Origin of the sequence: Streptomyces tropicalis, from assembly GCF_029269835.1 — a bacterium.
GTDB classification, from domain to species: Bacteria; Actinomycetota; Actinomycetes; order Streptomycetales; family Streptomycetaceae; genus Streptomyces; species Streptomyces tropicalis.
Genome location: NZ_JARJBB010000001.1, coordinates 814,483 through 836,215 on the forward strand (window position 1 = coordinate 814,483; position 21,733 = coordinate 836,215).

Below are 21,733 nucleotides of genomic sequence, written 5' to 3' on the forward strand. Positions count from 1 at the left end.
GGGGCGGCAGGCACCCCCCTCGCCCCGCGGCACCGGGCCGTCCGCGGGGCTACGGCGGGGTGACCGGGGCCGTGGCCGCATACATGCGGGCGATCACCGCCTCGATGTCCGGCTCGCGCACCGACAGGTCCACCAGCGGGTGTTCGGCGGCGATCCGCGCCACCAGCGGTGCCGCCGACTGCGCCGCCGGGAAGGCCAGCCACTGGCGGGGGCCCTCGACCCGCACCACACGCGCGGGCGGCGCCTCGATCGGCGGCAGCTCGCGCTCCAGGTCGACCACCAGGACGCGTTCGCTCCCGCCCGCCTCGTGCAGCCCGGCGAGCGGACCGTCGTACACCAGACGGCCGTGGTCGATGACCATGACCCGCGAGCACACCTGCTCGATGTCCTGGAGGTCGTGGGTGGTGAGCAGCACCGTGGTGCCGCGCTCGGCGTTCAGGTCCCGCAGGAACTCGCGGACCCTGGCCTTGCTGACGACGTCCAGGCCGATCGTCGGCTCGTCGAGGTACAGCACCTCCGGGTCGTGCAGCAGTGCGGCGGCGATGTCGCCGCGCATCCGCTGGCCCAGCGACAGCTGGCGCACCGGGACGTCCAGCAGGTCGCCGAGTTCGAGGAGTTCGACGCAGCGGTCGAGGTTCTCCCGGTAACGCGCCCGGGGGATGCGGTACATGCGGTGCATCAGCCGGTAGGAGTCGATGAGCGGCAGGTCCCACCACAGCGTGGTGCGCTGCCCGAACACCACCCCGATGCGCTGCGCGAGCCGGGTCCGCTCGCGTGCGGGGTCGATGCCGGCCACCCGCAGCCGGCCGCCGCTCGGCGTCAGGATGCCGGTGAGCATCTTCACCGTGGTCGACTTGCCGGCGCCGTTCGGCCCGATGTAGCCGACCATCTCGCCGCGCGCCACGGTGAAGGAGAGCGCGTCGACCGCCCGCACCTCCCGTCGCTCGCTGCGCAGAAGGCCGGTCCTGCGGCGCACCGCGAAGACCTTCTCGACCCGGTCGAGTTCGATGAACCCGCCCCCCGCCCCCGCACCGGCCGTCCTCCCGCCGTCCGCCGCCGCGTTCACCGCGTCCGCGCCGTCCGGGGTCCCCTCGCCCACCGTGCCACCGTCCACCACCGCACCGCCTTCCGTGAGTTCGCCGTCCCGCCCACCGCCCACCGTCGCCCGCCACCGCCACCCGCCGTACCGCGGAAGGGGGTACGCCCCCGGCTCAGCTCCCCGTGCTCCGGTACGACCGCACGCCCGCCCGCCAGGCCAGCCCCGCGAGCGCACAGCAGACCGCCGCCACCAGCGGCGGCAGGAACGCCGTCCAGGCCGGCAGGTCCAGCGGAAGCGGCCGCCCGAGCACGTACGACGCCGGCACCCAGTCGACGAAGGCGAGCGGCAGCACGAAGGTCACCCCGCGCACCAGCTCCCGCGCGAACACCGTCGGCGGGTACTGCAACAGGGTGACGCCGCCGTAGGTGAAGGCGTTCTGCACCTCGGAGGCGTCCTGCGCGGCGAACTGGAAGGCCGAGCCGCCCACGAACACCGCACCGAAGATCACCCCGCCGCTCACCACCATCACCGGCATCAACAGCACCTTCAGCGGCGTCCACGCCACGTCCACCGCGGCCAGCGCCCAGCCGAGCACCAGCAGGCCCTGGGTGATCCGGCCCAGCCGGCGCAGCGCGAACCGGTCCGCCGCCAGCTGCGCCAGCACCGGCGCGGGCCGCAGGAACAGCAGGTCCAGCGTGCCGTCCCGGACCCGGCGGCCCAGCCCCTCCACCGAGCCGACGGCGAGGTCCGCCAGCCCGAACGACGTCGCCGACAGGCCGTACAGGAAGGCGACGTCCGGCAGCGACCAGCCCGCCAGCCCGTCGACCCGCGTGAACATCAGCAGGATCGCCACGAAGTCCAGCGCGGTCGAGGCGAAGTTCCCGAACGCGGTCATCACGAAAGAGGCGCGGTACGCCATCGTCGACCGGATCCACGCCCCCGCCACCAGCCGGTACACCCGCAGGCCCTCCCGCAGCCGCCCCGGCTCCCGCCCGCCGGACCCGGCCGGCCCCAGCTCCACGGCGCCGCGCTCCCGGACGCCCCCGCGCTCACCCACCCTGGACCACCACCCGCCGCGTCGCCACCGACTGCAGCAGACGCCCCGCCAGCAGCAGCGCCACCGCCCACGCCGCCTGGAAGAGATACGTGCCGAGCGCCCCGGCCCGTCCCAGCAGCACGTCCGCCGGGGCCTGCAGCAGCGACGACCACGGCAGCACCCGCACGACGTCGCCCAGGGCGCCCGGGAAGACGTTCAGCGGCAGCAGCATCCCCGAGCAGAAGAACCCGGTGATCATCATCATCTGCAGCGCCCCCCTGCCGTCCATCAGCCAGAAGGTGCTCAGCGCCACCAGATAGCGGATCCCGAAGCTCACCAGCATCGCCAGCAGCACCGTCCCCAGGAACGCGGTCCAGGTCAGCACGTCCGACGGCAGTGCCACCGGGAACAGCAACGACCCCAGCACGAAGGGCGCCACGCCCCGGCCCAGCAGCTGGAACACCGCCCGCCCCAGATCACCGGCCAGCCACCACAGCTGGAGGTCCGCAGGCCGGTAGAGGTCGATCGCGATGTCACCCGTACGGATGCGCTCGATCAGCTCGTCCTCGACGCCGCCGCCCCCGATCGCCAGCGCCGCCAGGCACGCCTGCCCCAGCCACACGTATGTCACGGCTTGTGCACGGTCGTATCCACCGAGGTGCGGTCGCACGTCCCACAGCGCAAGATACGTGTACACGAGGATGAGGCCGAAAACCGTGTTGGTGAACACCCCGGCCGCCGTGGCCACCCGGTACGTCGCGTACCGTCTGAACCCCCCCGCCGCGACGGCCGCGTACAACCGTCCAGCGCCCACTCGACCGCCCTCCAGGTTCGCCGACACCGAAGCGCAGGAGCCTAGTGCGCGCACCCCCGGCGTGCCACGTATTTTCCGCACCCGGCAGCCGCCCCCGCCGGGGAACGGAACACAGGGTGCGGCAGTCTTCGACAGGGGCGCAGAAGGCGCTTGATGGCGTACGGAGACGTACGACGAAACAGGAGTCCGAGCACGAGATGAGCGACGAGCCGAAGCCGCAGCAGCCGGACGAGGGCGGGACGCCGGCGCAGTCACCGGCGGCACCCGCAGCGGGGGGCGGGCCCGCCGGGAGACCGGCCCGGACCGGAATGCGCCGGCTCCTCCCCACCTGGCGCACGGTGCTCGGCGGCGTCCTCGTCGCCGTCCTGCTGGTGGTCGGCGCCTTCTTCCTCGGCTACTCCCTGGTCAAGATCCCGCCCGCCAACGCCCTGGCCCTGAAGCAGAGCAACGTCTACCTCTACGCCGACGGCACCGAGATCGCCCGCGACGGCGAGGTCAACCGGGAGAAGGTCTCCCTCGACCAGGTCTCCGCCACGGCCCAGCACGCCGTCCTGGCCGCCGAGGACCGCGACTTCTACACCGAGTCCGCCGTCGACCCGCAGGCCATGCTGCGCGCCGCCTGGAACACCGCCACCGGCAAGGGCAGGCAGTCCGGCTCCACGATCACGCAGCAGTACGTGAAGAACTACTACCTGGGCCAGGAACAGACCGTCACCCGCAAGGTGAAGGAGTTCTTCATCTCGATCAAGCTGGACCGCACCGTGTCCAAGAACGAGATCCTCCAGGGCTACCTGAACACCAGCTACTTCGGCCGCAACGCCTACGGCATCCAGGCAGCCGCCCAGGCCTACTACGGTGTGAAGGCCAAGGACCTCGACCCGGCCCGCGCCGCCTACCTCGCCGCCCTGGTCAACGCGCCCAGCGAGTACGACGTCGTGTCCCACCCGGAGAACAGGGCCTCCGCCGTGGCCCGTTGGAACTACGTCCTCGACGGCATGGTCAAGCAGGGCTGGCTCGACCGCACCGAACGGGCCGGGCTGAAGTTCCCCGTGCCGAAGGAGTCCACCGCCTCCGTCGGCATGTCCGGGCAGCGCGGCTACCTCGTCCGGATCATCCGCGACTACCTCGCCGCCAACAAGATCCTCGACGACGAGGAACTCGCCGGCGGCGGCTACCGCATCACCACCACCCTGCAGAAGGACAAGCAGGACGCCTTCGTCAAGGCCGTCGACGACCAGCTGATGTCCAAGCTGGACCCCAAGAACCGCACGGTGGACGGGTACGTGCGGGCCGGCGGCGCCGCCGTCGACCCCAAGACCGGCAAGGTCGTCGCCATGTACAACGGCGTCGACTACGTCAAGCAGTACACCCCCAACGCCACCCGGCGGGACTTCCAGGTCGGCTCCACCTTCAAGCCGTTCGTGTTCGCCGCGGCCGTGCAGAACCACTCGGAGACCGGCGACGGCCGCATGATCACCCCCAACACCGTCTACGACGGCACCAGCAGGCGCCCCGTCCAGGGCTGGAGCGGCGGCCCGTACGCCCCCGAGAACGAGGACGGGCGCTCCTACGGCGACATCACCGTCGGCAAGGCGACCGACCTCTCCGTCAACGCCGTGTACGCGCAGATGGCCGTGGACGTCGGCCCGGAGAAGGTCGAGCAGACCGCGACCGCCCTCGGTCTCCCCGCGTCCACCCCCGACCTGACCGCCACCCCGTCCATCGCGCTCGGGCCGGCCACCGCCAGCGTCCTGGACATGGCCCAGGCCTACGCCACCCTCGCCAACCACGGCGAACGCGGCACCTTCACGATGATCGACAAGGTCACCCGGAACGGCACCGAGGTCGTCGACCTCCCCCACGGCGGCACCTCGCAGGCCGTCAGCCGCGAGGCCGCCGACACCACCACCGCCGTCCTGCAGAGCGTCGTCCAGAGCGGCACCGGCACCCCCGCCCAGGCCGTCGGCCGGCCCGCCGCGGGCAAGACCGGCACCGCCGAGGAGGACACCGCCGCCTGGTTCGCCGGCTACACCCCCGACCTCGCCACCGTCGTCTCCGTCATGGGCCAGGACCCGGTCACCGCCGCCCACAAGTCCCTCTACGGCGCCCTCGGCCTCGCCCGCACCAACGGCAGCGGCGCACCCACCGCCATCTGGGCCCAGTTCACCCGGGACGCCCTCAAGGACACCCCGGCCACCGACTTCGACCTCCAGATCCAGCCCGGCGCCGACGAGACGGACCCCTCGGACCCGGCGAGCACCGACCCGTGGCAGAGTCCCGGTACCGGCTACGAGGACTACGGCGGCATGACCGACGGCGGCGACACCTACGGCCAGGACACCGGGGGCCGCGGCACCGGCGGCCTGGACCAGGGGCAGTCCGACGGCGGCGCCGGCGGCCCCGGCAGCAGCACCGGCGGCACCCCGGCGACCGACGGCGGCACCGGGGGCGGCACCGCGGCCGGCGGGGGCGGCACGGACGGCGGCACGCCCGGCGGCACGCCCACCCCGACCACCGGCGGCACCGCGGACGGCGGCACCTCGGGGACCCCGGGCGGGCCCGCGGGCGGCACCACCGGGGACGGCGGCACCACGACGGGCACCGGAGGACCGTCCACCCCGCCCGCACGACGGCAGTGACCACCCGCGCGGCGGCCGGACCCCCGACGGCACCGGCCGCCCCTCCGGGCGGTCAGTGCCCGGACGTCGCCCTGAGCCCCACCACGGCGACCAGCAGCAGCCCCACGAAGAAGACCCGGGCGGCGGTCACCGGCTCCCCCAGCAGCCACATGCCGGCCACCGCCGCACCGGCCGCCCCGATGCCCACCCACACGCCGTAGGCGGTGCCGATGGGCAGGGAACGCGCGGCGCAGGACAGCAGGTACATGCTGGCGACGACGGCCGCCCCGGTCAGCACGCTCGGCAGCGGGCGGCTGAACCCGTCGGTGTACTTCAGCCCCACCGACCAGCCGACCTCCAGCAGGCCGGCGACGACGAGCAGAACCCAGGCCATGACGGCACCTCCGGGACGACGAACGGAACACTGCACGGGTGCGTCGTCTTTGCCTCGGTCCCGGTACGGCGCGTCTCGTCGGGTACCGCCCACGCTAGCAACAGAACGCCGGAGAGGGGCTGGTGACCATGGTCACCAGCCCCTCTCCGGACAGCTTCGGGACGCCTACAGGTACAGCCCCGTGGAGTCCTCCGACCCCTCGAACCGGTCCGCCGCGACCGCGTGCAGGTCGCGCTCGCGCATCAGCACGTACGCGACACCCCGCACCTCGACCTCCGCACGGTCCTCCGGGTCGTACAGGACACGGTCGCCCGGCTCCACCGTCCGGACGTTCTGCCCGACCGCGACGACCTCGGCCCACGCCAGCCGGCGGCCGACCGCCGCCGTCGCGGGAATCAGGATGCCTCCGCCCGACCGGCGCTCGCCCTCGCTCGTGTCCTGCCGGACCAGCACGCGGTCGTGCAGCATCCGGATGGGGAGCTTGTCGTGGTGGGGGCTGTGCTCTCTGCTGTTGGCGCTCACGTCTCGAACCTACCTGCCTTCGGCCCGTCCGTACGCGGCCGGGTGCCCGCTGCTCAGGCGCGGCGGCGCCGCAGCCCCACCACGACCAGACCGACCACCCCGGCGGCCACCAGCGCCACCGGCACGATCCGCTCCGGACGCGGCGCACCCTCCTCGTCCACGAACTGCGCCCGCACCTCCGTCACGACCCGGTTGACCTGCACATAGGCCCGGCCGAGGGTGTGGTCGACATGGGAGACGACCTTCGCCTTGGCGTCCCCGACGATGGTCTTGGGGTGCACCCGCACCCCGATCTCGTCCAGGGTGTCGGCCAGGACCGCGCGGCGGCGCTTGATGTCCGCCTCGATCTCAGCCGGGGTCCTGGTGTCCGCCGTGTCCGCCACCGCAGCGCCTCCCATGTCAACTGATGCGTGTTCTGGACAGTCTGTCAGCTCTCGGTCCGGCCGCGCTGTCGGCACCCCCGGTTACCCTCGGACCGGGACGGCACGACAGCCGCACCGCCACCGATCCACGTACGAGGAGACCAGCCCGATGACCGAGCGACTCCAGCCCGGGGACCCGGCCCCCGCCTTCACCCTCCCCGACGCCGACGGCCGGGAGGTGTCGCTGGCCGACCGCAAGGGCCGCAAGGTCATCGTCTACTTCTACCCCGCCGCCCTCACCCCCGGCTGCACCAAGCAGGCCTGCGACTTCACCGACAACCTCGACCTGCTGGCCGGCGCCGGGTACGACGTCATCGGCATCTCCCCCGACAAGCCGGAGAAGCTGGCGAAGTTCCGCGACAAGGAGGACCTCCGGGTCACCCTCCTCGCCGACCCCGACAAGCAGGTCCTGGAGTCCTACGGCGCGTACGGCGAGAAGAAGCTCTACGGCAAGACGGTCGTCGGCGTCATCCGCTCCACGGTGGTCGTCGACGAGGAGGGCCGGGTCGAACGCGCCCTGTACAACGTCAAGGCGACGGGCCACGTAGCCAAGATCATCAAGGATCTGGGGATCTGACCCCCGAAGACCCACCGGCGGCCCGCGCTTCCCCTCCCCGGCGCGGGCCCCAACTGGCATGCACCGGCGCAGGCGTGGCGCCGGGGCGGGAGGCCGCGTCCCTTGTGGACGGACACCCCGTCCCCGATAGCATGGGTGGGCATGCGGCCGTTGCTGAACGGTATAAGCAGAGGTTTTAGGTGCCTCGGGGCGTTTGCCCATGTGGGTTCGACTCCCATCGGCCGCACAGCGAGAGGGTGGGGCCGTCGTCTCGACGGCCCCACCGTCGTGTCCTACCCCGGGTACTACCCCAGAAGCTCCCGCACCACCGGCACGAGTGCGCGGAAGGCCTTGCCGCGGTGGCTGATGGCGTTCTTCTCGTCGGGGGTCAGTTCGGCGCAGGTGCGGGTGTCGCCGTCGGGCTGGAGGATCGGGTCGTAGCCGAAGCCGCCGTTGCCGGACGGGGCGTGGCGCAGGGTGCCGGTGAGGCGGCCCTCGACCACCCGTTCGGTGCCGTCGGGCAGGGCGAGCGCCGCGGCGCAGGCGAAGTGGGCGGCGCGGTGTGCGTCGTCGATGTCGGAGAGCTGGGCGAGGAGCAGGTCGAGGTTGGCCCGGTCGTCGCCGTGGCGGCCCGCCCAGCGGGCGGAGAAGATGCCTGGGGCGCCGCCGAGGACGTCGACGCAGAGCCCGGAGTCGTCGGCGACGGCGGGCAGGCCGGTCGCTCGGGCGAGGGCGTGGGCCTTCAGCAGCGCGTTCTCGGCGAAGGTGACACCGGTCTCCTTGACGTCGGCCACGTCGGGGTAGGCGTCGGCGCCGACGAGGTCGTGGGGCAGTCCGGCTCCGGTGAGGATCGACCGGAGTTCGGTGATCTTGCCGGCGTTGCGGGTGGCGAGGATCAGGCGGGTCATGCGGTCCAGTATCGCGGGCGGGCTGCGGGCGCCGGGGGCCGCCCGGGGCTGCCGGGCCGCGGTGGCGGTTCTGCGGGCCCGGGGGCCGCGGGGGCCGGGTGCTACGGGGTGCAGACCTTGGTGAGTTCGCCGGCTGCGTCGGTGACGGGGGTGAGGTCGGGGGTCCGGTCGCCGGTGTCCAGGGCGGTGCGGACGGTGCCGGCGGCGGTGGTGAGGTGGTCGACGGCGCGGTTGACGTCGGCGTTGCGGGTGCGGTCGCCGAGGGCGCGGAGGTCCTCGTCGATGGCGGTGAGGGCGGCGTCGGCGCGGGCGGGGCCGCCGGCCGCGTTCTCGACGGCCTGCTGGAGGTCGGTGACGCCGTCGGCGACGGAGTCGGCGGTGCGGACGCAGTCGAGGGTCCGGTCGACGGCTCCGCAGCCGGTGAGCACGGCGGCGGTGAGGGCGGCGGCCGCGGCGGCGGTGCGGACGGTGCGTCGGTGGCGGTCGGCGGCCATGGCGGGTCCCTCCCCGGTGCGGCCGTCGGGCGGCCCGGTGTGCGGCCGGGCGTACGGCGGTGCGCCGTACGCCCGTACCGGTAGGGACGCGGGGCCGCGTGGCGGGGTTGCCGGGTCCGGCGGGGTCGCTCGGGTTCCCTTCTGCCTCGTGGTGCCGCCGGGGCCGCGGGTGCCGGGGCCGTTCAGTCGGTGAGCGTGGCGGCGAGGGCCTTGTTCTGGAGGGCGGCGAGGTCGGTGCAGCCGGCGGTGGCGAGGTCGAGGAGGGCGTTGAGCTCGTCGCGGGCGAAGGGCTCGGCCTCGGCGGTGCCCTGGACCTCGACGAAGCGGCCGTCGCCGGTGCAGACGACGTTCATGTCGGTGTCGGCGCGGACGTCTTCCTCGTAGCAGAGGTCGAGGAGGGGGACACCGGCCACGATGCCGACGGAGACGGCGCTGACGGTGCCGGTGAGGGGCTTGCGGCCGGCACGGATCAGCTTCCTGCCCTGGGCCCAGGTGATCGCGTCGGCGAGGGCGACGTAGGCGCCGGTGATGGCGGCGGTGCGGGTGCCGCCGTCGGCCTGGAGGACGTCGCAGTCGAGGACGACGGTGTTCTCACCGAGGGCCTTGTAGTCGACGACGGAGCGCAGCGAGCGGCCGATGAGGCGGGAGATCTCGTGGGTGCGGCCGCCGATGCGGCCCTTGACGGACTCGCGGTCGCCGCGGGTGTTGGTGGCGCGGGGCAGCATGGCGTACTCGGCGGTGACCCAGCCTTCGCCGCTGCCCTTGCGCCAGCGGGGGACGCCTTCGGTGACCGAGGCGGTGCAGAGGACCTTGGTGTCGCCGAAGGAGACGAGGACGGAGCCCTCGGCGTGCTTGCTCCAGCCGCGTTCGATGGTGACGGGACGGAGTTGTTCGGCGGTGCGGCCGTCGATTCGAGACATGGTGCCGAGCCTAGGCCCTGCGGGCGGGCGCGTGTCGCCCCGGCCGGTGGTGCGGGGCGGGCGGGCCGTGGGGCGCGGGGGCGGGCCGGGCGTGCGAGGGGGCTCCTTCCCTGGGGAGGGAGCCCCTGCGGGCGGGCGCCGGGAGGCCGTCGGGGCGGCCCTGGGTCCGGCGGTTCACATCATGTCTTCGATCTCCGCCGCGATGGGGTCGGCGTCCGTGCCGATGACGACCTGGATGGCGGTGCCCATCTTGACGACGCCGTGGGCACCGGCGGCCTTGAGGGCTGCCTCGTCGACGAGGGAGGCGTCGTGGACCTCGGTGCGGAGCCGGGTGATGCACCCTTCGACCTCGTCGATGTTGTCGATACCGCCGAGTCCGGCGACGATCTTCTCAGCCTTGGTGGCCATAGCACTTCTCCCTGATCCGGACTGCTTTGTCGCAGTAACCCACAGTTGGCCCATCTTTGCGAGCGCCCGTGCCGCGGTCGGCCGATGATGGCGTTCACGACGACGGAAGCCGCCGTCGACTGGTCTACACCACCGTGGGGGCGGTGGCCAAACGCGGTCCCGCGCCGAGGAGTCCGGAGGGACACCCATGAGTGCCGCCAGCGCCGACGCCACACCCGGCCCCGCGCGCGAGCGCCTGCACGCGCTCTTCGGGGGCCTGCAGAAGATGGGCCGCAGCCTTCAGCTGCCGATCGCCGTGCTGCCGGCGGCGGGCATCCTGAACCGGCTGGGTCAGCCGGACGTGTTCGGGGCGCAGGGGCTCGGCTGGACCGACGTGTCGAAGGTGATGACGGGCGCGGGGGGCGCCCTGCTGGACGGGTCCCTCGGGCTGCCGCTGCTGTTCTGCGTCGGCGTGGCGATCGGGATGGCGAAGAAGGCGGACGGGTCGACCGCGCTGGCGGCGGTGGCGGGCTTCCTCGTCTACTACAACGTGCTGCGGCAGTTCCCGATGTGCCCGGGCGGGTCGACGGTGGTGCCGGACTTCGGCTGCCGTGCGGTGGACGGGGGCATGACCGCGTTCACCTTCCAGAACCCGGGGGTCTTCGGCGGGATCGTGATGGGGCTGCTGGCCGCCTTCTTCTGGCAGCGGTTCCACCGGACGCGTCTGGTGGACTGGCTGGGCTTCTTCAACGGGCGCCGGCTGGTGCCGATCATCATGGCGTTCGTGGCGATCGGGGTCGCGGTGGTGTGCCTGTGGGTGTGGCCGCCGGTCGGGGACGCGCTGGAGCGGTTCAGCGACTGGCTGCACGCCCTGGGGGCCTGGGGGGCCGGCGTCTTCGGCGTCGCGAACCGGTCGCTGCTGGTGGTGGGCCTGCACCAGTTCCTGAACGTGCCGCTGTGGTTCCAGTTCGGCAGCTACACCAAGCCCGACGGCACGGTGGTGCACGGCGACATCAACATGTTCCTGGCGGGCGACCCGAACGCGGGCCAGTTCACCTCGGGCTTCTTCCCGATCATGATGTTCGCGCTGCCGGCGGCGGCGCTGGCGATCACGCACTGCGCGCGGCCGGCCCGCCGCAAGGAGGTCGGCGGGCTGATGCTGTCGGTGGCGCTGACGTCGTTCGTCACCGGGATCACGGAGCCGCTGGAGTACTCGTTCCTGTTCGTCGCGCCGCTGCTGTACGCGGTGCACGCGCTGCTGACGGGCGTGTCGATGGCGGTGACGTGGGGGCTGGGGGTGCACGACGGGTTCAGCTTCTCGGCGGGCCTGATCGACTACGTGATCAACTGGAACCTGGCGACGAAGCCGTGGGCGATCGTGCCGATCGGACTCTGCTTCGCGGCGGTGTACTACGCGGTGTTCCGCTTCGCCATCACACGGTTCGACCTGCGGACTCCGGGGCGGGAGCCGGAGGACCAGGTGGAGGACACCACCCGGGCGTGAGCGCCGGGGCGCGGCCGGACGCAGAAGGGGACCGGGGACGGAGAGGAGCCCGGGGAGACCGGGGGATCAAGGGGACGAAGGGGCGCGCGGGGTTCCGGGAGGGGCGGCCGGGGGGCGCTGTTCCGGCCCGGCGGCGGGCACGGGGCGTAGCGCCGCGGTAGCGGGATTCGCGGGTTCCTTGCACGGCCTTCATCGTGCTACAACAGGTCTACACCACTGGGTGGTGTAGACCAGAGACGCCGCCGTCCCCCCTTCTCCTGTCCCGGGCGGCGCCATGCCCACTGGAGGAAGTTGTGACCACGGCCAGCGCCGCTCCCGCGGCCGAGAAGAAGAAGGGCGCCGGCGTGATGGCCGTGCTGCAGCGCATCGGCCGCAGCCTCATGCTGCCGGTGGCGGTGCTGCCCGCGGCGGCCCTGCTGGTGCGCCTCGGCAACAACGACATGCTGGGCCGCCCGTCCTTCCCCACGTTCCTCACGAAGATCGCGGGCTTCATGGCCGCCGGCGGCAACGCGATCCTCGACAACATGGCCCTGCTGTTCGCCGTGGGCATCGCGATCGGCTTCGCCAAGAAGTCGGACGGATCGACCGCGCTGGCGGCCGTCGTCGGCTACCTGGTCTTCAAGAACGTGCTCGGCACGTTCACCGACAAGAACCTGCCGAAGGTGGCGCAGGCCGTCGACGGCAAGGTCGTCATGGTGGACGCACCGGTGGACGCCAAGGTCCTCGGCGGCGTGGTGATGGGCCTGGTGGTGGCACTGCTCTACCAGCGCTTCCACCGGACCAGGCTGCCGGACTGGGCGGGCTTCTTCGGCGGCCGCCGCCTGGTCCCGATCCTGTCGGCCTTCGCGGGCCTGGTGATCGGCATCGTCTTCGGCTACATATGGCCGGTTCTCGGCACCGGCCTGCACAACTTCGGTGAGTGGCTGGTGGGTTCGGGTGCCGTCGGCGCCGGCATCTTCGGCGTCGCCAACCGTGCCCTGATCCCGATCGGCATGCACCACCTGCTGAACTCCTTCCCCTGGTTCCAGGCCGGCGAGTACCACGGCAAGAGCGGCGACATCGCCCGCTTCCTGGCCGGCGACCCGAGCGCGGGCCAGTTCATGACCGGCTTCTTCCCGATCATGATGTTCGGCCTCCCGGCGGCCTGCCTGGCGATGGTGCACTGCGCCCGTCCGGAGCGCCGCAAGGTGGTCGGCGGCATGATGTTCTCGATCGCGCTGACCTCCTTCGTCACCGGCGTGACCGAGCCGATCGAGTTCACGTTCATGTTCATCGCGCCGGTCCTGTACGCGATCCACGCGGTGCTCACGGGCGTCTCGATGGCGCTGACCTGGGCGCTGGGCATGAAGGACGGGTTCGGCTTCTCGGCGGGCGCGGTCGACTTCGGGCTGAACATCGGCATCGCGAGCAACCCGTGGGGGCTGCTCCTGGTGGGCCTGTGCTTCGGCGTGGTCTACTACGTGGTCTTCCGGTTCGCGATCACCCGCTTCAACCTGCCCACACCGGGCCGGGAGTCGGACGAGGAGATCGCCGAACTGCAGAAGGCCGAGGCCAGGTAGGCCCCGCCCGCAGCCGTGCGACGGCCCCGGAACCCTGTGGTTCCGGGGCCGTCGCACGTGCGGGCTCAGATCTCGTACGAGGCCCCGGCCACCGCCAGTTCGGCGGGCCCGGGGTAGACCGCGCGGGCGTCGGCGAGGTTGACCTGCGGGTCGGTCCACGGCGGGATGTGGGTGAGCAGCAGGCGCCGGGCGCCGGCCCGGGCGGCCGTCCCGCCCGCCTCACGGCCGTTGAGGTGCAGGTCGGGGATGGCCTCCTTGCCGTACGTGAAGGCGGCCTCGCACAGGAACAGGTCGGCGTCCCGGGCGAGTTCCTCCAGCACGGGGCTGACTCCGGAGTCCCCCGAGTACGTCAGCGTCCGGCCGCCGTGCTCGATGCGGATGCCGTAGGCCTCCACGGGATGGGCCACCCGCTCGGTGTGCACGGTGAACGGGCCGATGTCGAAGGTGCCCGGCTTGACCGTGTGGAAGTCGAAGACCTCGCTCATCGACGAGGCGCTGGGGGTGTCGGCGTAGGCCGTGGTGAGCCGCTGCTCGGTGCCCTCGGGTCCGTGGACCGGCAGGGGCGCGCAGCGGCCGCCGTCGTGGCGGTAGTAGCGCGCGACGAAATAGCCGAGCATGTCGATGCAGTGGTCGGCGTGGAGATGGCTGAGGAAGATGGCGTCGAGGTCGTAGAGACCGCAGTGGCGCTGCAGCTCGCCGAGGGCGCCGTTGCCCATGTCGAGGAGCAGCCGGAAGCCGTCGGCCTCTACGAGGTAGCTCGAGCAGGCCGATTCCGCGGACGGGAACGACCCCGAGCAGCCGACGACGGTGAGCTTCATGGAGCAGAAACCTCCGCTGGCGGGAAAACACATACAGAAGGTGACGGGGGTCGTGCGGTCCGTCGAGCGTAAGGCGCGAAACGCCCGGTCGCTCCTCCGGTACGGGCGGTTGTGGGCGAACTCACCTGTGGTGTCACCGGTTCGGCTGGTCGCGGGGCGCACGAGGAGTGGAGAAGGGCGCGCGCACGGGATCGCGCGCCGGTAACGTCGTCCCCATGGACACGTCCTGGTGGCTGGCGCTCGCGGCGGTGGTGCTGCTGGCGCTGGTCGCCACGCTCGTGGACGGGTGGGGGCGGGGCAGGCGCCCCGGGGGACGGCGGACGCGGCCGCCCGGGCGCCCGGCGGGCCGGGGCCGAGGGGCGCGGCCGCAGCCGGCGGAGATCTGGTGGGCGAACGTGCCGTTCGAGAACGGGCCGGGGACGAAGGACCGTCCGTGCCTGGTGCTGTCCGTGCGCGGGAAGCGGGCCCGGGTCGCCAAGATCACCAGCAAGTACCACGACGAGCGGACCGGGGTCATCCCGCTGCCCCCCGGTTCGGTCGGGGACGCGCAGGGGCGCGCGAGCTTCCTGGAGACCGGCGAGGTGCGGGAGGTACCGGTGTGGGAGTTCCGGCGCCGGGTGGGCGTGGTGGATCCGGTCCTGTGGGACCAGGTGCGCTACCTGGCCGGCTGAGCCGGGGCGCCGCGCGCGGCCCGGCCGGTGCCCGCGGGGCGGACCGCGACGGCGGTCCCGCGGGTCCGGGCCGGGCCGGGCGGGCGGGGCTCATGGGCCGCTCGGCCCGTTCATGACCCGGTCACCCGCACCGTGACCGTCCATTCCTTCAGGCCCTTGCAGGAGATCCGCTGCGGGCCGGTGGCGCACAGCGGGCGGGAGGCGGTCAGCCGGGCCGTGCCGGGGGCGACCGCGTCGAAGGCGGCGACGGCGTCGCCGGGCGGGAGGGCGATCCCCGCGTTGCCGGCCCGCAGCGCCGTGCCGGTCGTGCGGACCGGGGTCCAGGGCCGCTCCCTGGTGCCGTCCAGGCGGAGGCGGATCTGGCCGCCGACCGGGACGCAGAGGGTGCGGCCGGAGTCGGCCGCGGTGAGTTCGGCGTGGCCCGCGCAGCCTGCCGGGGCCCTGCCGGAGCCCGAGGGGTGCGCGGAGGCCGGGGCCGGAGGGGCGGAGGCCGCGCTCCCGGGGCTGCCGCCACCGCCGTGCTGCGTGCCGCAGCCCGCGAGGAGGAGGGCCGCTGCCGCTGCCGCGGCTGCGGTGACGGAGGTGCGGTGGAGCGTCGTCCGGCGCATGGGCGTCCGCCTTTCTGCTGTGCCCGGGTTGCCAAGCCCTTGCCTGATGCCGATGTGACGTTTCTCCAGCACATCAGGATCCCTCCGGGCGCGCATGCCGGGGCCCCGGCCGTGCTCACGACCGGGGCCCGTTGTCGTTCCGGCGCGGAGCCGGAGGCGGAGGCGGAGGCGACGCGGATCAGCTGGTCGTCACGGCGGTGTCGTCGACGACGAAGCTGGTCTGCAGCGAGGAGTCCTCGACGCCGCTGAACTTCAGCGTGGCCGTGGTGCCGGCCAGCGAGGACAGGTCGAAGGACTTCTGCGCGTACCCGGAGGCGGCGTCGGCGTTCGAGTACGTCGCCAGGGTCTTCGAACCGGCGGTCACGGTCAGCTTGTCGTACGCGGTGCTGCCGCTCTCGGCGGTGTCGATGTGCAGGTAGAAGGTGAGGGTGGCCTTGCAGCCGGCCGGGACGGTCACCGACTGGGACAGCGTGTCGGTGTGGCTGGAGCCGTAGCCGTCGAGCCAGGCGTAGGAGGAGCCGCCGTGCGCCGCCTCACCGGTGTCGTCGGTGATGACGCCGGAGGACGCGGTCCAGACGGTGTTGCCCGACTCGAAGCCGGCGTTGCCGAGCAGCTGCTTGCCGCAGCCGCCGCCGGAGGAGCCGACGGTCCAGGTGAAGGACGTGGAGCCGGAGGCGCCGGTGGAGTCCTTGGCCATGGCGGTCACCTGGTAGGTGCCGGCGGTGGACGCGGTGCCGGAGATCAGACCGGTGGAGCCGTTGATCGACAGGCCGGTGGGCAGGCCGGTGGCGCTGTAGGTGAGGGCCGCGCCGCCGCTGTCGGAGGCCGAGATCTGCAGGCTCGCCGAGCTGCCGGTGGCGGTGGACTGGCTGCCCGGGTTGGTCACGGTGACGGTGTTTCCGCCGGTGGAGCCGCCGGAGGTGAAGGCGGTGGTGCCGTTCGGGGTGCCCCAGCCGGTCGGGCCGTCGTAGCCGGTCGCCGCGGTGCAGAAGTACGAGGTGGAGCAGCTGCCGTTGCTGCCGCTGGTCACGTCGTACAGGTCGGCGGTGTGGGAGTAGGGGTACTTCGCCGGGTAGTCGCTGCCGCCCGGGGCGCCCGCCAGGGCGTAGACGCCCGCGATGATCGGCGAGGAGGCGCTGGTGCCGCCGTAGACGGCCCATCCGGAGCCGCCGTAGGTGTCGTAGACCGCCACGCCGGTGGCCGGGTCGGCGACCGCGGAGACGTCGGCCTCCATGCGCCTGGAGCAGCCGGAGTCGGTCTGCCAGGCGGGCTTGGGGTCGTAGGCGGAGCAGCCGGAGCCGGTGCCCTCGGTGCTGCTGGTGTGCCAGACCGACTCGCTCCAGCCGCGGGAGTTGGAGGAGGTGTTCAGCGCGGTGCCGCCGACGGCGGTCACGTACTGGGAGGTCGCCGGGTACTCGGCGCCGTAGCCGGAGTCGCCCGCGGAGACGGTGATGGCGACGCCCGGGTGCTTGAAGTAGGAGGTGTCCTCACCGGTCTGCGAGGACGCCTCCGAGCCGCCCCAGCTGTTGGAGACGAACTTGGCGCCGAGCGAGACGGCCTCGTTCTCGGCGATGCCGAGGTCCGTGTCGTTGGCGGAGTCGGCCTCGACGAGGACGATGTCGCAGTTGGGGCAGACGGCGCTGACCATGTCGATGTCCAGTGCCTCCTCGCCCGCCCAGCCCGAGTCGTCGGTGGGCAGCGAGGTGGTGGAGCCGGTCTGGCCGACCTGCTTGAAGCAGCCGTCGGCCTTCGTGCACGCGGACAGGCCGTAGGTGGAGCGGTAGGTCGCCAGGTCCGACTCGGCGTTCGGGTCGTTGTAGGCGTCGACGACGGCGACGGTCAGGCCGGAACCGCCCGTCGAGGGCAGGTTGTAGGCGCTGTGCAGGTTGGCCGGGCTGAGGCCGGAGGGGGCGGCGGCCGCGACGGCGGAGGCGAGCCGCTGCCGGATGTCCGTGCGCCGCTGGGCGAAGCAGGAGGCGTGGCCCGGAGCCGCGGTGGCGCACAGGTGGTGCGTCGGCACCGGCTGGCCGGCCCTGCCGGTGGGGTGGAAGGTCTGCCGGTGCGGGTCGGTCAGTGCCCTGGAGTTCTGGGTGACCCGGGTGGCGGGGACGGGGGTCTTCGCCGCGGTCTGGGCCCCGGCGGCAGGTGCCGCCGCGAGTCCGGCGACCGTGAGGGTGACGGCGGGGACGGCGGCGGTGAGAAGTCTTCGCAGACTCCGGCGCCGCTTGCTCAGGCGTGACTCACGCATGGGGGGTTTGCCTCCATCGGTCGAGGCCGGCGCCGCGCGGGCCCGTGGGGCGGGGCCGCACGCGGAGCCACAGCCGGAAGTGGGGATTCGCGAGCTGGTGGCACACCTGCGACGCGCGTAGCGGCGGCGAGACGCAAGTCATGGGCATGACACATTGACCGAGAACACGCCCCGAAGTGCCGAATGAGCGTGACATGACAGGACGTGGGCAGAACGTACCCCCGCGGAGGGCGGCGCGGGCAGGCCCGAGCGAAGATCTTTGCCGCCGCATGAGCAGCGCTTAGCCCCTCCATAGCGGGGGGTTGGCCGATCGCTGATGCGCGCCCGCCCGCCCCGGCCCGCGGCACGGGCCTCCGGCAAGGGCCCCGGACGCGGGCCGCCCGGCGCCCCGGCCTCGGGGGCCGGGGCGCCGGGCGGTCAGGCAGGTGCTACGCCCAGAGCTGGCCGTGCAGGGTCGCGATCGCCTCTTCGGTGGTGGCGGCCGTGTAGACGCCGGTGGAGAGGTACTTCCAGCCGCCGTCGGCGACGACGAACACGATGTCGGCGCTCTCCCCCGCCTTCAGCGCCTTGCGCCCCACACCGATGGCCGCGTGCAGCGCGGCGCCGGTGGAGACACCCGCGAAGATGCCCTCCTGCTGGAGGAGTTCCCGGGTGCGGGTGACCGCGTCCGCGGAGCCGACCGAGAAGCGGGTCGTGAGGACGGAGGCGTCGTACAGCTCGGGCACGAAGCCCTCGTCCAGGTTGCGCAGGCCGTACACCAGGTCGTCGTAGCGCGGCTCGGCGGCCACGATCCGGACGTCCGGCTTGTGCTCGCGCAGGTAGCGGCCGACGCCCATCAGGGTGCCGGTGGTGCCGAGGCCCGCCACGAAGTGGGTGACCGACGGCAGGTCGGCGAGGATCTCCGGACCGGTCGTGGCGTAGTGCGCGCCCGCGTTGTCCGGGTTGCCGTACTGGTAGAGCATCACCCAGTCCGGGTGCTCGGCGGACAGCTCCTTGGCCACCCGCACGGCGGTGTTGGAACCGCCCGCGGCCGGGCTGGAGACGATCTCCGCACCCCACATGCCGAGCAGGTCCCGGCGCTCCTGGGAGGTGTTCTCCGGCATCACGCACACGATGCGGTAGCCCTTGAGCTTCGCGGCCATGGCCAGCGAGATGCCGGTGTTGCCGGAGGTGGGCTCCAGGATGGTGCAGCCGGGGGTGAGCCGGCCGTCCTTCTCCGCCTGCTCGATCATGTGCAGCGCGGGGCGGTCCTTGACGGAGCCGGTGGGGTTGCGGTCCTCCAGCTTCGCCCAGATGCGGACGTCCTCGGACGGCGACAGCCGCGGCAGGCGCACCAGCGGGGTGTTGCCGACCGCGGCCAGCGGCGAGTCGTAGCGCATACGGATCAGGCCATTCCCGCCCGTCGCCCGGCCGTCGCCCCGGTGGGACGCGGCCGGGCCGCGGCGGAACCACCCGCCACGGCCGGCAGGATCGTCACGTTGTCGCCGTCGGCGAGCTTGGTGGTGATGCCGTCGAGGAAGCGGACGTCCTCGTCGTTCAGGTAGACGTTGACGAAGCGGCGCAGCTGCTCGCCGTCCACGATGCGGGCCTGGATGCCCGGGTGCCGGGTCTCGAGGTCGGCGAACAGCTCGGCGAGGGTCTCCCCGGTGCCTTCCACGGCCTTCTGGCCGTCCGTGTACTGGCGGAGGATGGTGGGGATGCGGACCTCGATGGCCATGGTTCGGTGCTCCTGTCGGAAGAAAGTCTGGTGGGGTCCGCCCCCTGCTCCGGCTCGGCCGGGGTGCGGTGCGGGGCGCGCGGGCGGTGCGGGGAGGGCGCGCGCGGGGATGCCGCAGGGCGCCGGGGCACGCTGCCCCGGGGCGGCAGCGGCCGGCGTCAACACATGGCGCTGGCGAGCCTGCACAGGTCGACGTGCAGCCGCGCCACGAGCAGTGCGCCCGGCGTCCTGATGCTCACGTCGTGGGAAACCATGGGTTCATCGTATCGATTCCCGGCCGGGGCCCCGGCATGTGATCTCGCATACTGGATGAATTCCGACCGAACTTCGGGATCGCCCTGTTCAGCGGTTCTCCACGACCTCGACCTGCTCCTCCGTGACCTCCCCCTCCACGATCCGGAACGAGCGGAACTGGAAGTCGCCGGCGCCGTCGGCGTCCGCGGTCGACACCAGGACGTAGTGCGCGCCGGGCTCGTTGGCGTAGGAGATGTCGGTGCGGGAGGGGTAGGCCTCGGTCGCCGTGTGGGAGTGGTAGATGATCACCGGCTCCTCGTCGCGGTCGTCCATCTCGCGGTACAGGCGGAGCAGGTCCTGCGAGTCGAACTCGTAGAAGGTGGGCGAGCGGGCCGCGTTCAGCATGGGGACGAAGCGCTCGGGGCGGCCGGAGCCCGCCGGGCCGGCGACCACGCCGCACGCCTCGTCGGGGTGGTCCTGGCGGGCGTGGGCGACGATCTCGTCGTACAGGGCCTGGGTGAGGGTCAGCATGGGCGCCAGCATAAGCAGAGGGGCCGTTCCGTACCGAGGAGTGGTACGGAACGGCCCACATGACGGACGCCCTGAACGGCGGCGGCCGGAGCCGCCACGAGTGGCACCGGCCGCCGGGCGTCCGGGACCGGTCAGCCGATGCGCTCGAGCTCCTGCTCGCGGCGCTCGGCGACCTGCGGGTTGCGGGCCTTGAGGACGGCCCAGCCGATCGCCAGGGCGGCGGCCCAGACGGCCATCACGTACAGGCAGATGCGGGAGTCGGCGTCGTAGGCGATCAGGCCGGTGACGAAGAGCAGGAAGACCACCGCGACCCAGCTGCACTTCGCGCCGCCGGGGGCGGGGAAGGAGGAGGCGGGCAGCCGCCCCGCGTCGACCGCGCGGCGGTAGAGGATGTGGCTGACCAGGATCATCAGCCAGGTCCAGATGCCGGCCGCGGTCGCCACCGAGGTGACGTAGCCGAAGGCCTTCTCCGGGACGACGTAGTTCAGGATCACGCCGATGCCCATGAAGGCCACCGAGACGGTGATGCCGAGCGCCGGGGTCTTGGTGGCGGACAGCCTGCTGAAGACCCGCGGGGCCTCGCCGTTGTCGGCGAGGGTGCGCAGCATGCGGCCGGTGGAGTACATGCCGGAGTTGCAGGACGACAGGGCCGCGGTGAGCACCACGAAGTTGACGATGCCGGCGCCGGCCGGGATGCCGATGACGGCGAACGCCTTCACGAAGGGGCTGACGCCCGCCGCGAACTCGGTCCACTTCACCACGCACAGGATGACCGTGAGGGCACCGACGTAGAAGAGGGCGATGCGCCAGGGCAGGGTGTTGATCGCCTTCGGGAGGGTCTTCTCCGGGTTCTCCGACTCGCCCGCCGTGACACCGACCAGCTCGACGGCGAGGTAGGCGAACATCACGCCCTGCAGGGTCATCAGCGACGAGCCGATGCCCTTGGGGAAGAAGCCGTCGAACTGCCAGAGGTTGGCGACCGAGGCGGTGTCACCGGCGGAGCTGAAGCCGAAGGTCAGCACGCCCAGGCCGATGACGATCATGCCGATCAGCGCGGTCACCTTGACCATCGAGAACCAGAACTCGATCTCGCCGAACAGCTTCACCGAGATCAGGTTGGCCACGAAGAGGACCACCAGGAAGACCAGGGCCGTCACCCATTGCGGCAGGGACGGGAACCAGTAGTGCACGTAGATCGCGGCGGCCGTCAGCTCGGCCATGCCGGTCACCACCCACATCAGCCAGTACGTCCAGCCGGTGAAGTAGCCGAAGAACGGGCCGAGGAACTCGCGGGAGTACTCCGCGAACGACCCCGAGACGGGGCGGTAGAGCAGCAGCTCGCCGAGGGCCCGCATGATGAAGAAGATGATGACGCCCGCCAGGGCGTACATGACGATCAGACTGGGGCCGGCCTTGGCGATGTTCGCCCCGGCGCCCAGGAACAGGCCGACGCCGATGGCGCCGCCGATCGCGATCATCTGGACCTGGCGGCTGCCGAGCCCGCGCTCGTACCCCTCCTCGGGGGCGTCGCCGCTCACGGCCTCGACTCCGGACCGGCCCGAACCGTTCTTACCGACCTGCGACGAGGTCATGTGTGGTGCGCCTTTCTCCATGCCGACCCGGGCCGCTGGTCGGCCTCGGATCGGGTTTCGATCCCCCCGGATTGCTGGAGTTGTGCCATGCCGGCGGTCGCCGGCTCGGTGGCGCACCCGGCGGGACATGGGTGGTGTCCG

Annotated in this window: 23 protein-coding genes, 1 tRNA gene and 1 riboswitch; of the genes, 6 read left to right on the forward strand and 18 right to left on the reverse strand. The window is 72.5% G+C overall.

Annotated features, from left to right (window positions below):
• Window positions 1–49: 49 nt before the first annotated feature.
• The 3 genes from P3H78_RS03555 to P3H78_RS03565 form a co-directional block, all read right to left on the reverse strand.
• On the reverse strand, window positions 50–1,066 hold the full coding sequence (locus tag P3H78_RS03555; protein WP_276107341.1) for an ABC transporter ATP-binding protein: 1,017 nt from the start codon (window positions 1,064–1,066) through the stop codon (window positions 50–52).
• Between the two features lie 145 nt (window positions 1,067–1,211).
• A complete protein-coding gene (locus P3H78_RS03560) occupies window positions 1,212–2,060 on the reverse strand; it encodes an ABC transporter permease (RefSeq protein ID WP_276107342.1) in 849 nt (282 codons plus the stop codon).
• 28 nt (window positions 2,061–2,088) lie between these two features.
• On the reverse strand, window positions 2,089–2,889 hold the full coding sequence (locus tag P3H78_RS03565; protein ID WP_276107232.1) for an ABC transporter permease: 801 nt from the start codon (window positions 2,887–2,889) through the stop codon (window positions 2,089–2,091).
• A gap of 197 nt (window positions 2,890–3,086) precedes the next feature.
• Here P3H78_RS03565 and P3H78_RS03570 point away from each other — a divergent pair, with 197 nt between their 5' ends.
• Window positions 3,087–5,528, forward strand: a complete 2,442-nt coding sequence (locus P3H78_RS03570; RefSeq protein WP_276107233.1) for a transglycosylase domain-containing protein — start codon at window positions 3,087–3,089, stop codon at window positions 5,526–5,528.
• Between the two features lie 52 nt (window positions 5,529–5,580).
• Here P3H78_RS03570 and P3H78_RS03575 read toward each other — a convergent pair whose 3' ends face one another.
• The 3 genes from P3H78_RS03575 to P3H78_RS03585 all read right to left on the reverse strand — a co-directional run bounded on the left by P3H78_RS03575 (window position 5,581) and on the right by P3H78_RS03585 (window position 6,806).
• Window positions 5,581–5,901, reverse strand: coding sequence for a DMT family transporter (locus P3H78_RS03575; RefSeq protein ID WP_276107234.1), 321 nt, complete (start codon window positions 5,899–5,901; stop codon window positions 5,581–5,583).
• 37 nt (window positions 5,902–5,938) lie between these two features.
• Window positions 5,939–6,006: riboswitch (guanidine-III (ykkC-III) riboswitch) on the reverse strand.
• A 60-nt stretch (window positions 6,007–6,066) separates the two neighbouring features.
• Window positions 6,067–6,423, reverse strand: coding sequence for a GroES family chaperonin (locus P3H78_RS03580; protein WP_276107235.1), 357 nt, complete (start codon window positions 6,421–6,423; stop codon window positions 6,067–6,069).
• Window positions 6,424–6,476: 53 nt separating this feature from the next.
• The gene (locus tag P3H78_RS03585) at window positions 6,477–6,806 is read right to left on the reverse strand and encodes a DUF3618 domain-containing protein (protein WP_276107236.1); all 330 of its coding nucleotides are present in this window, start codon (window positions 6,804–6,806) and stop codon (window positions 6,477–6,479) included.
• 148 nt (window positions 6,807–6,954) lie between these two features.
• On the opposite strand from P3H78_RS03585, the gene bcp reads away from it, so the two are divergent.
• Window positions 6,955–7,422, forward strand: coding sequence for a thioredoxin-dependent thiol peroxidase (gene bcp / locus P3H78_RS03590; protein ID WP_276107237.1), 468 nt, complete (start codon window positions 6,955–6,957; stop codon window positions 7,420–7,422).
• Window positions 7,423–7,565: 143 nt separating this feature from the next.
• Window positions 7,566–7,648: transfer RNA gene (locus P3H78_RS03595), tRNA-Leu, on the forward strand.
• A gap of 58 nt (window positions 7,649–7,706) precedes the next feature.
• On the opposite strand, the gene rdgB is transcribed toward P3H78_RS03595, so the two are convergent.
• The 4 genes from rdgB to P3H78_RS03615 form a co-directional block, all read right to left on the reverse strand.
• The gene (gene rdgB, locus P3H78_RS03600; protein ID WP_276107238.1) at window positions 7,707–8,309 is read right to left on the reverse strand and encodes an RdgB/HAM1 family non-canonical purine NTP pyrophosphatase; all 603 of its coding nucleotides are present in this window, start codon (window positions 8,307–8,309) and stop codon (window positions 7,707–7,709) included.
• Between the two features lie 101 nt (window positions 8,310–8,410).
• Window positions 8,411–8,803, reverse strand: a complete 393-nt coding sequence (locus P3H78_RS03605; protein ID WP_276107239.1) for a hypothetical protein — start codon at window positions 8,801–8,803, stop codon at window positions 8,411–8,413.
• Window positions 8,804–8,985: 182 nt separating this feature from the next.
• Window positions 8,986–9,723 (reverse strand): ribonuclease PH, encoded by a 738-nt coding sequence (gene rph / locus P3H78_RS03610; RefSeq protein ID WP_276107240.1) that lies wholly within the window; start codon window positions 9,721–9,723, stop codon window positions 8,986–8,988.
• Between the two features lie 174 nt (window positions 9,724–9,897).
• Complete coding sequence (locus P3H78_RS03615; RefSeq protein ID WP_030810845.1) at window positions 9,898–10,131, reverse strand: PTS sugar transporter subunit IIB; 234 nt, start codon at window positions 10,129–10,131, stop codon at window positions 9,898–9,900.
• Between the two features lie 187 nt (window positions 10,132–10,318).
• On the opposite strand from P3H78_RS03615, the gene P3H78_RS03620 reads away from it, so the two are divergent.
• Window positions 10,319–11,614, forward strand: a complete 1,296-nt coding sequence (locus P3H78_RS03620; protein ID WP_276107241.1) for a PTS transporter subunit EIIC — start codon at window positions 10,319–10,321, stop codon at window positions 11,612–11,614.
• A 293-nt stretch (window positions 11,615–11,907) separates the two neighbouring features.
• Window positions 11,908–13,173: a PTS transporter subunit EIIC gene (locus tag P3H78_RS03625; RefSeq protein WP_276107242.1), complete on the forward strand. Its 1,266-nt coding sequence runs from the start codon at window positions 11,908–11,910 to the stop codon at window positions 13,171–13,173.
• A gap of 65 nt (window positions 13,174–13,238) precedes the next feature.
• On the opposite strand, the gene P3H78_RS03630 is transcribed toward P3H78_RS03625, so the two are convergent.
• The gene (locus P3H78_RS03630; RefSeq protein ID WP_276107243.1) at window positions 13,239–13,991 is read right to left on the reverse strand and encodes an MBL fold metallo-hydrolase; all 753 of its coding nucleotides are present in this window, start codon (window positions 13,989–13,991) and stop codon (window positions 13,239–13,241) included.
• Window positions 13,992–14,206: 215 nt separating this feature from the next.
• Here P3H78_RS03630 and P3H78_RS03635 point away from each other — a divergent pair, with 215 nt between their 5' ends.
• Window positions 14,207–14,662 carry a type II toxin-antitoxin system PemK/MazF family toxin gene (locus P3H78_RS03635; protein WP_276107244.1) on the forward strand — a complete coding sequence of 152 codons (456 nt, stop codon included), beginning with the start codon at window positions 14,207–14,209 and terminating at the stop codon, window positions 14,660–14,662.
• A 110-nt stretch (window positions 14,663–14,772) separates the two neighbouring features.
• Here P3H78_RS03635 and P3H78_RS03640 read toward each other — a convergent pair whose 3' ends face one another.
• The 7 genes from P3H78_RS03640 to P3H78_RS03665 all read right to left on the reverse strand — a co-directional run bounded on the left by P3H78_RS03640 (window position 14,773) and on the right by P3H78_RS03665 (window position 21,592).
• Window positions 14,773–15,270 (reverse strand): hypothetical protein, encoded by a 498-nt coding sequence (locus tag P3H78_RS03640; RefSeq protein WP_276107245.1) that lies wholly within the window; start codon window positions 15,268–15,270, stop codon window positions 14,773–14,775.
• 178 nt (window positions 15,271–15,448) lie between these two features.
• Window positions 15,449–17,518, reverse strand: coding sequence for a putative Ig domain-containing protein (locus tag P3H78_RS03645; RefSeq protein WP_276107246.1), 2,070 nt, complete (start codon window positions 17,516–17,518; stop codon window positions 15,449–15,451).
• Between the two features lie 428 nt (window positions 17,519–17,946).
• Entirely contained in the window at window positions 17,947–18,897 is a 951-nt protein-coding gene (locus P3H78_RS03650) for a PLP-dependent cysteine synthase family protein (RefSeq protein WP_276107247.1), read from the reverse strand.
• 5 nt (window positions 18,898–18,902) lie between these two features.
• Entirely contained in the window at window positions 18,903–19,235 is a 333-nt protein-coding gene (locus tag P3H78_RS03655; protein ID WP_276107248.1) for a MoaD/ThiS family protein, read from the reverse strand.
• Window positions 19,236–19,393: 158 nt separating this feature from the next.
• Window positions 19,394–19,489 (reverse strand): putative leader peptide, encoded by a 96-nt coding sequence (locus P3H78_RS33275; RefSeq protein ID WP_313884379.1) that lies wholly within the window; start codon window positions 19,487–19,489, stop codon window positions 19,394–19,396.
• Window positions 19,490–19,577: 88 nt separating this feature from the next.
• Window positions 19,578–20,000: a M67 family metallopeptidase gene (locus P3H78_RS03660; protein WP_276107249.1), complete on the reverse strand. Its 423-nt coding sequence runs from the start codon at window positions 19,998–20,000 to the stop codon at window positions 19,578–19,580.
• A gap of 131 nt (window positions 20,001–20,131) precedes the next feature.
• Window positions 20,132–21,592: an amino acid permease gene (locus P3H78_RS03665; protein WP_276107250.1), complete on the reverse strand. Its 1,461-nt coding sequence runs from the start codon at window positions 21,590–21,592 to the stop codon at window positions 20,132–20,134.
• Window positions 21,593–21,733: the final 141 nt, after the last annotated feature.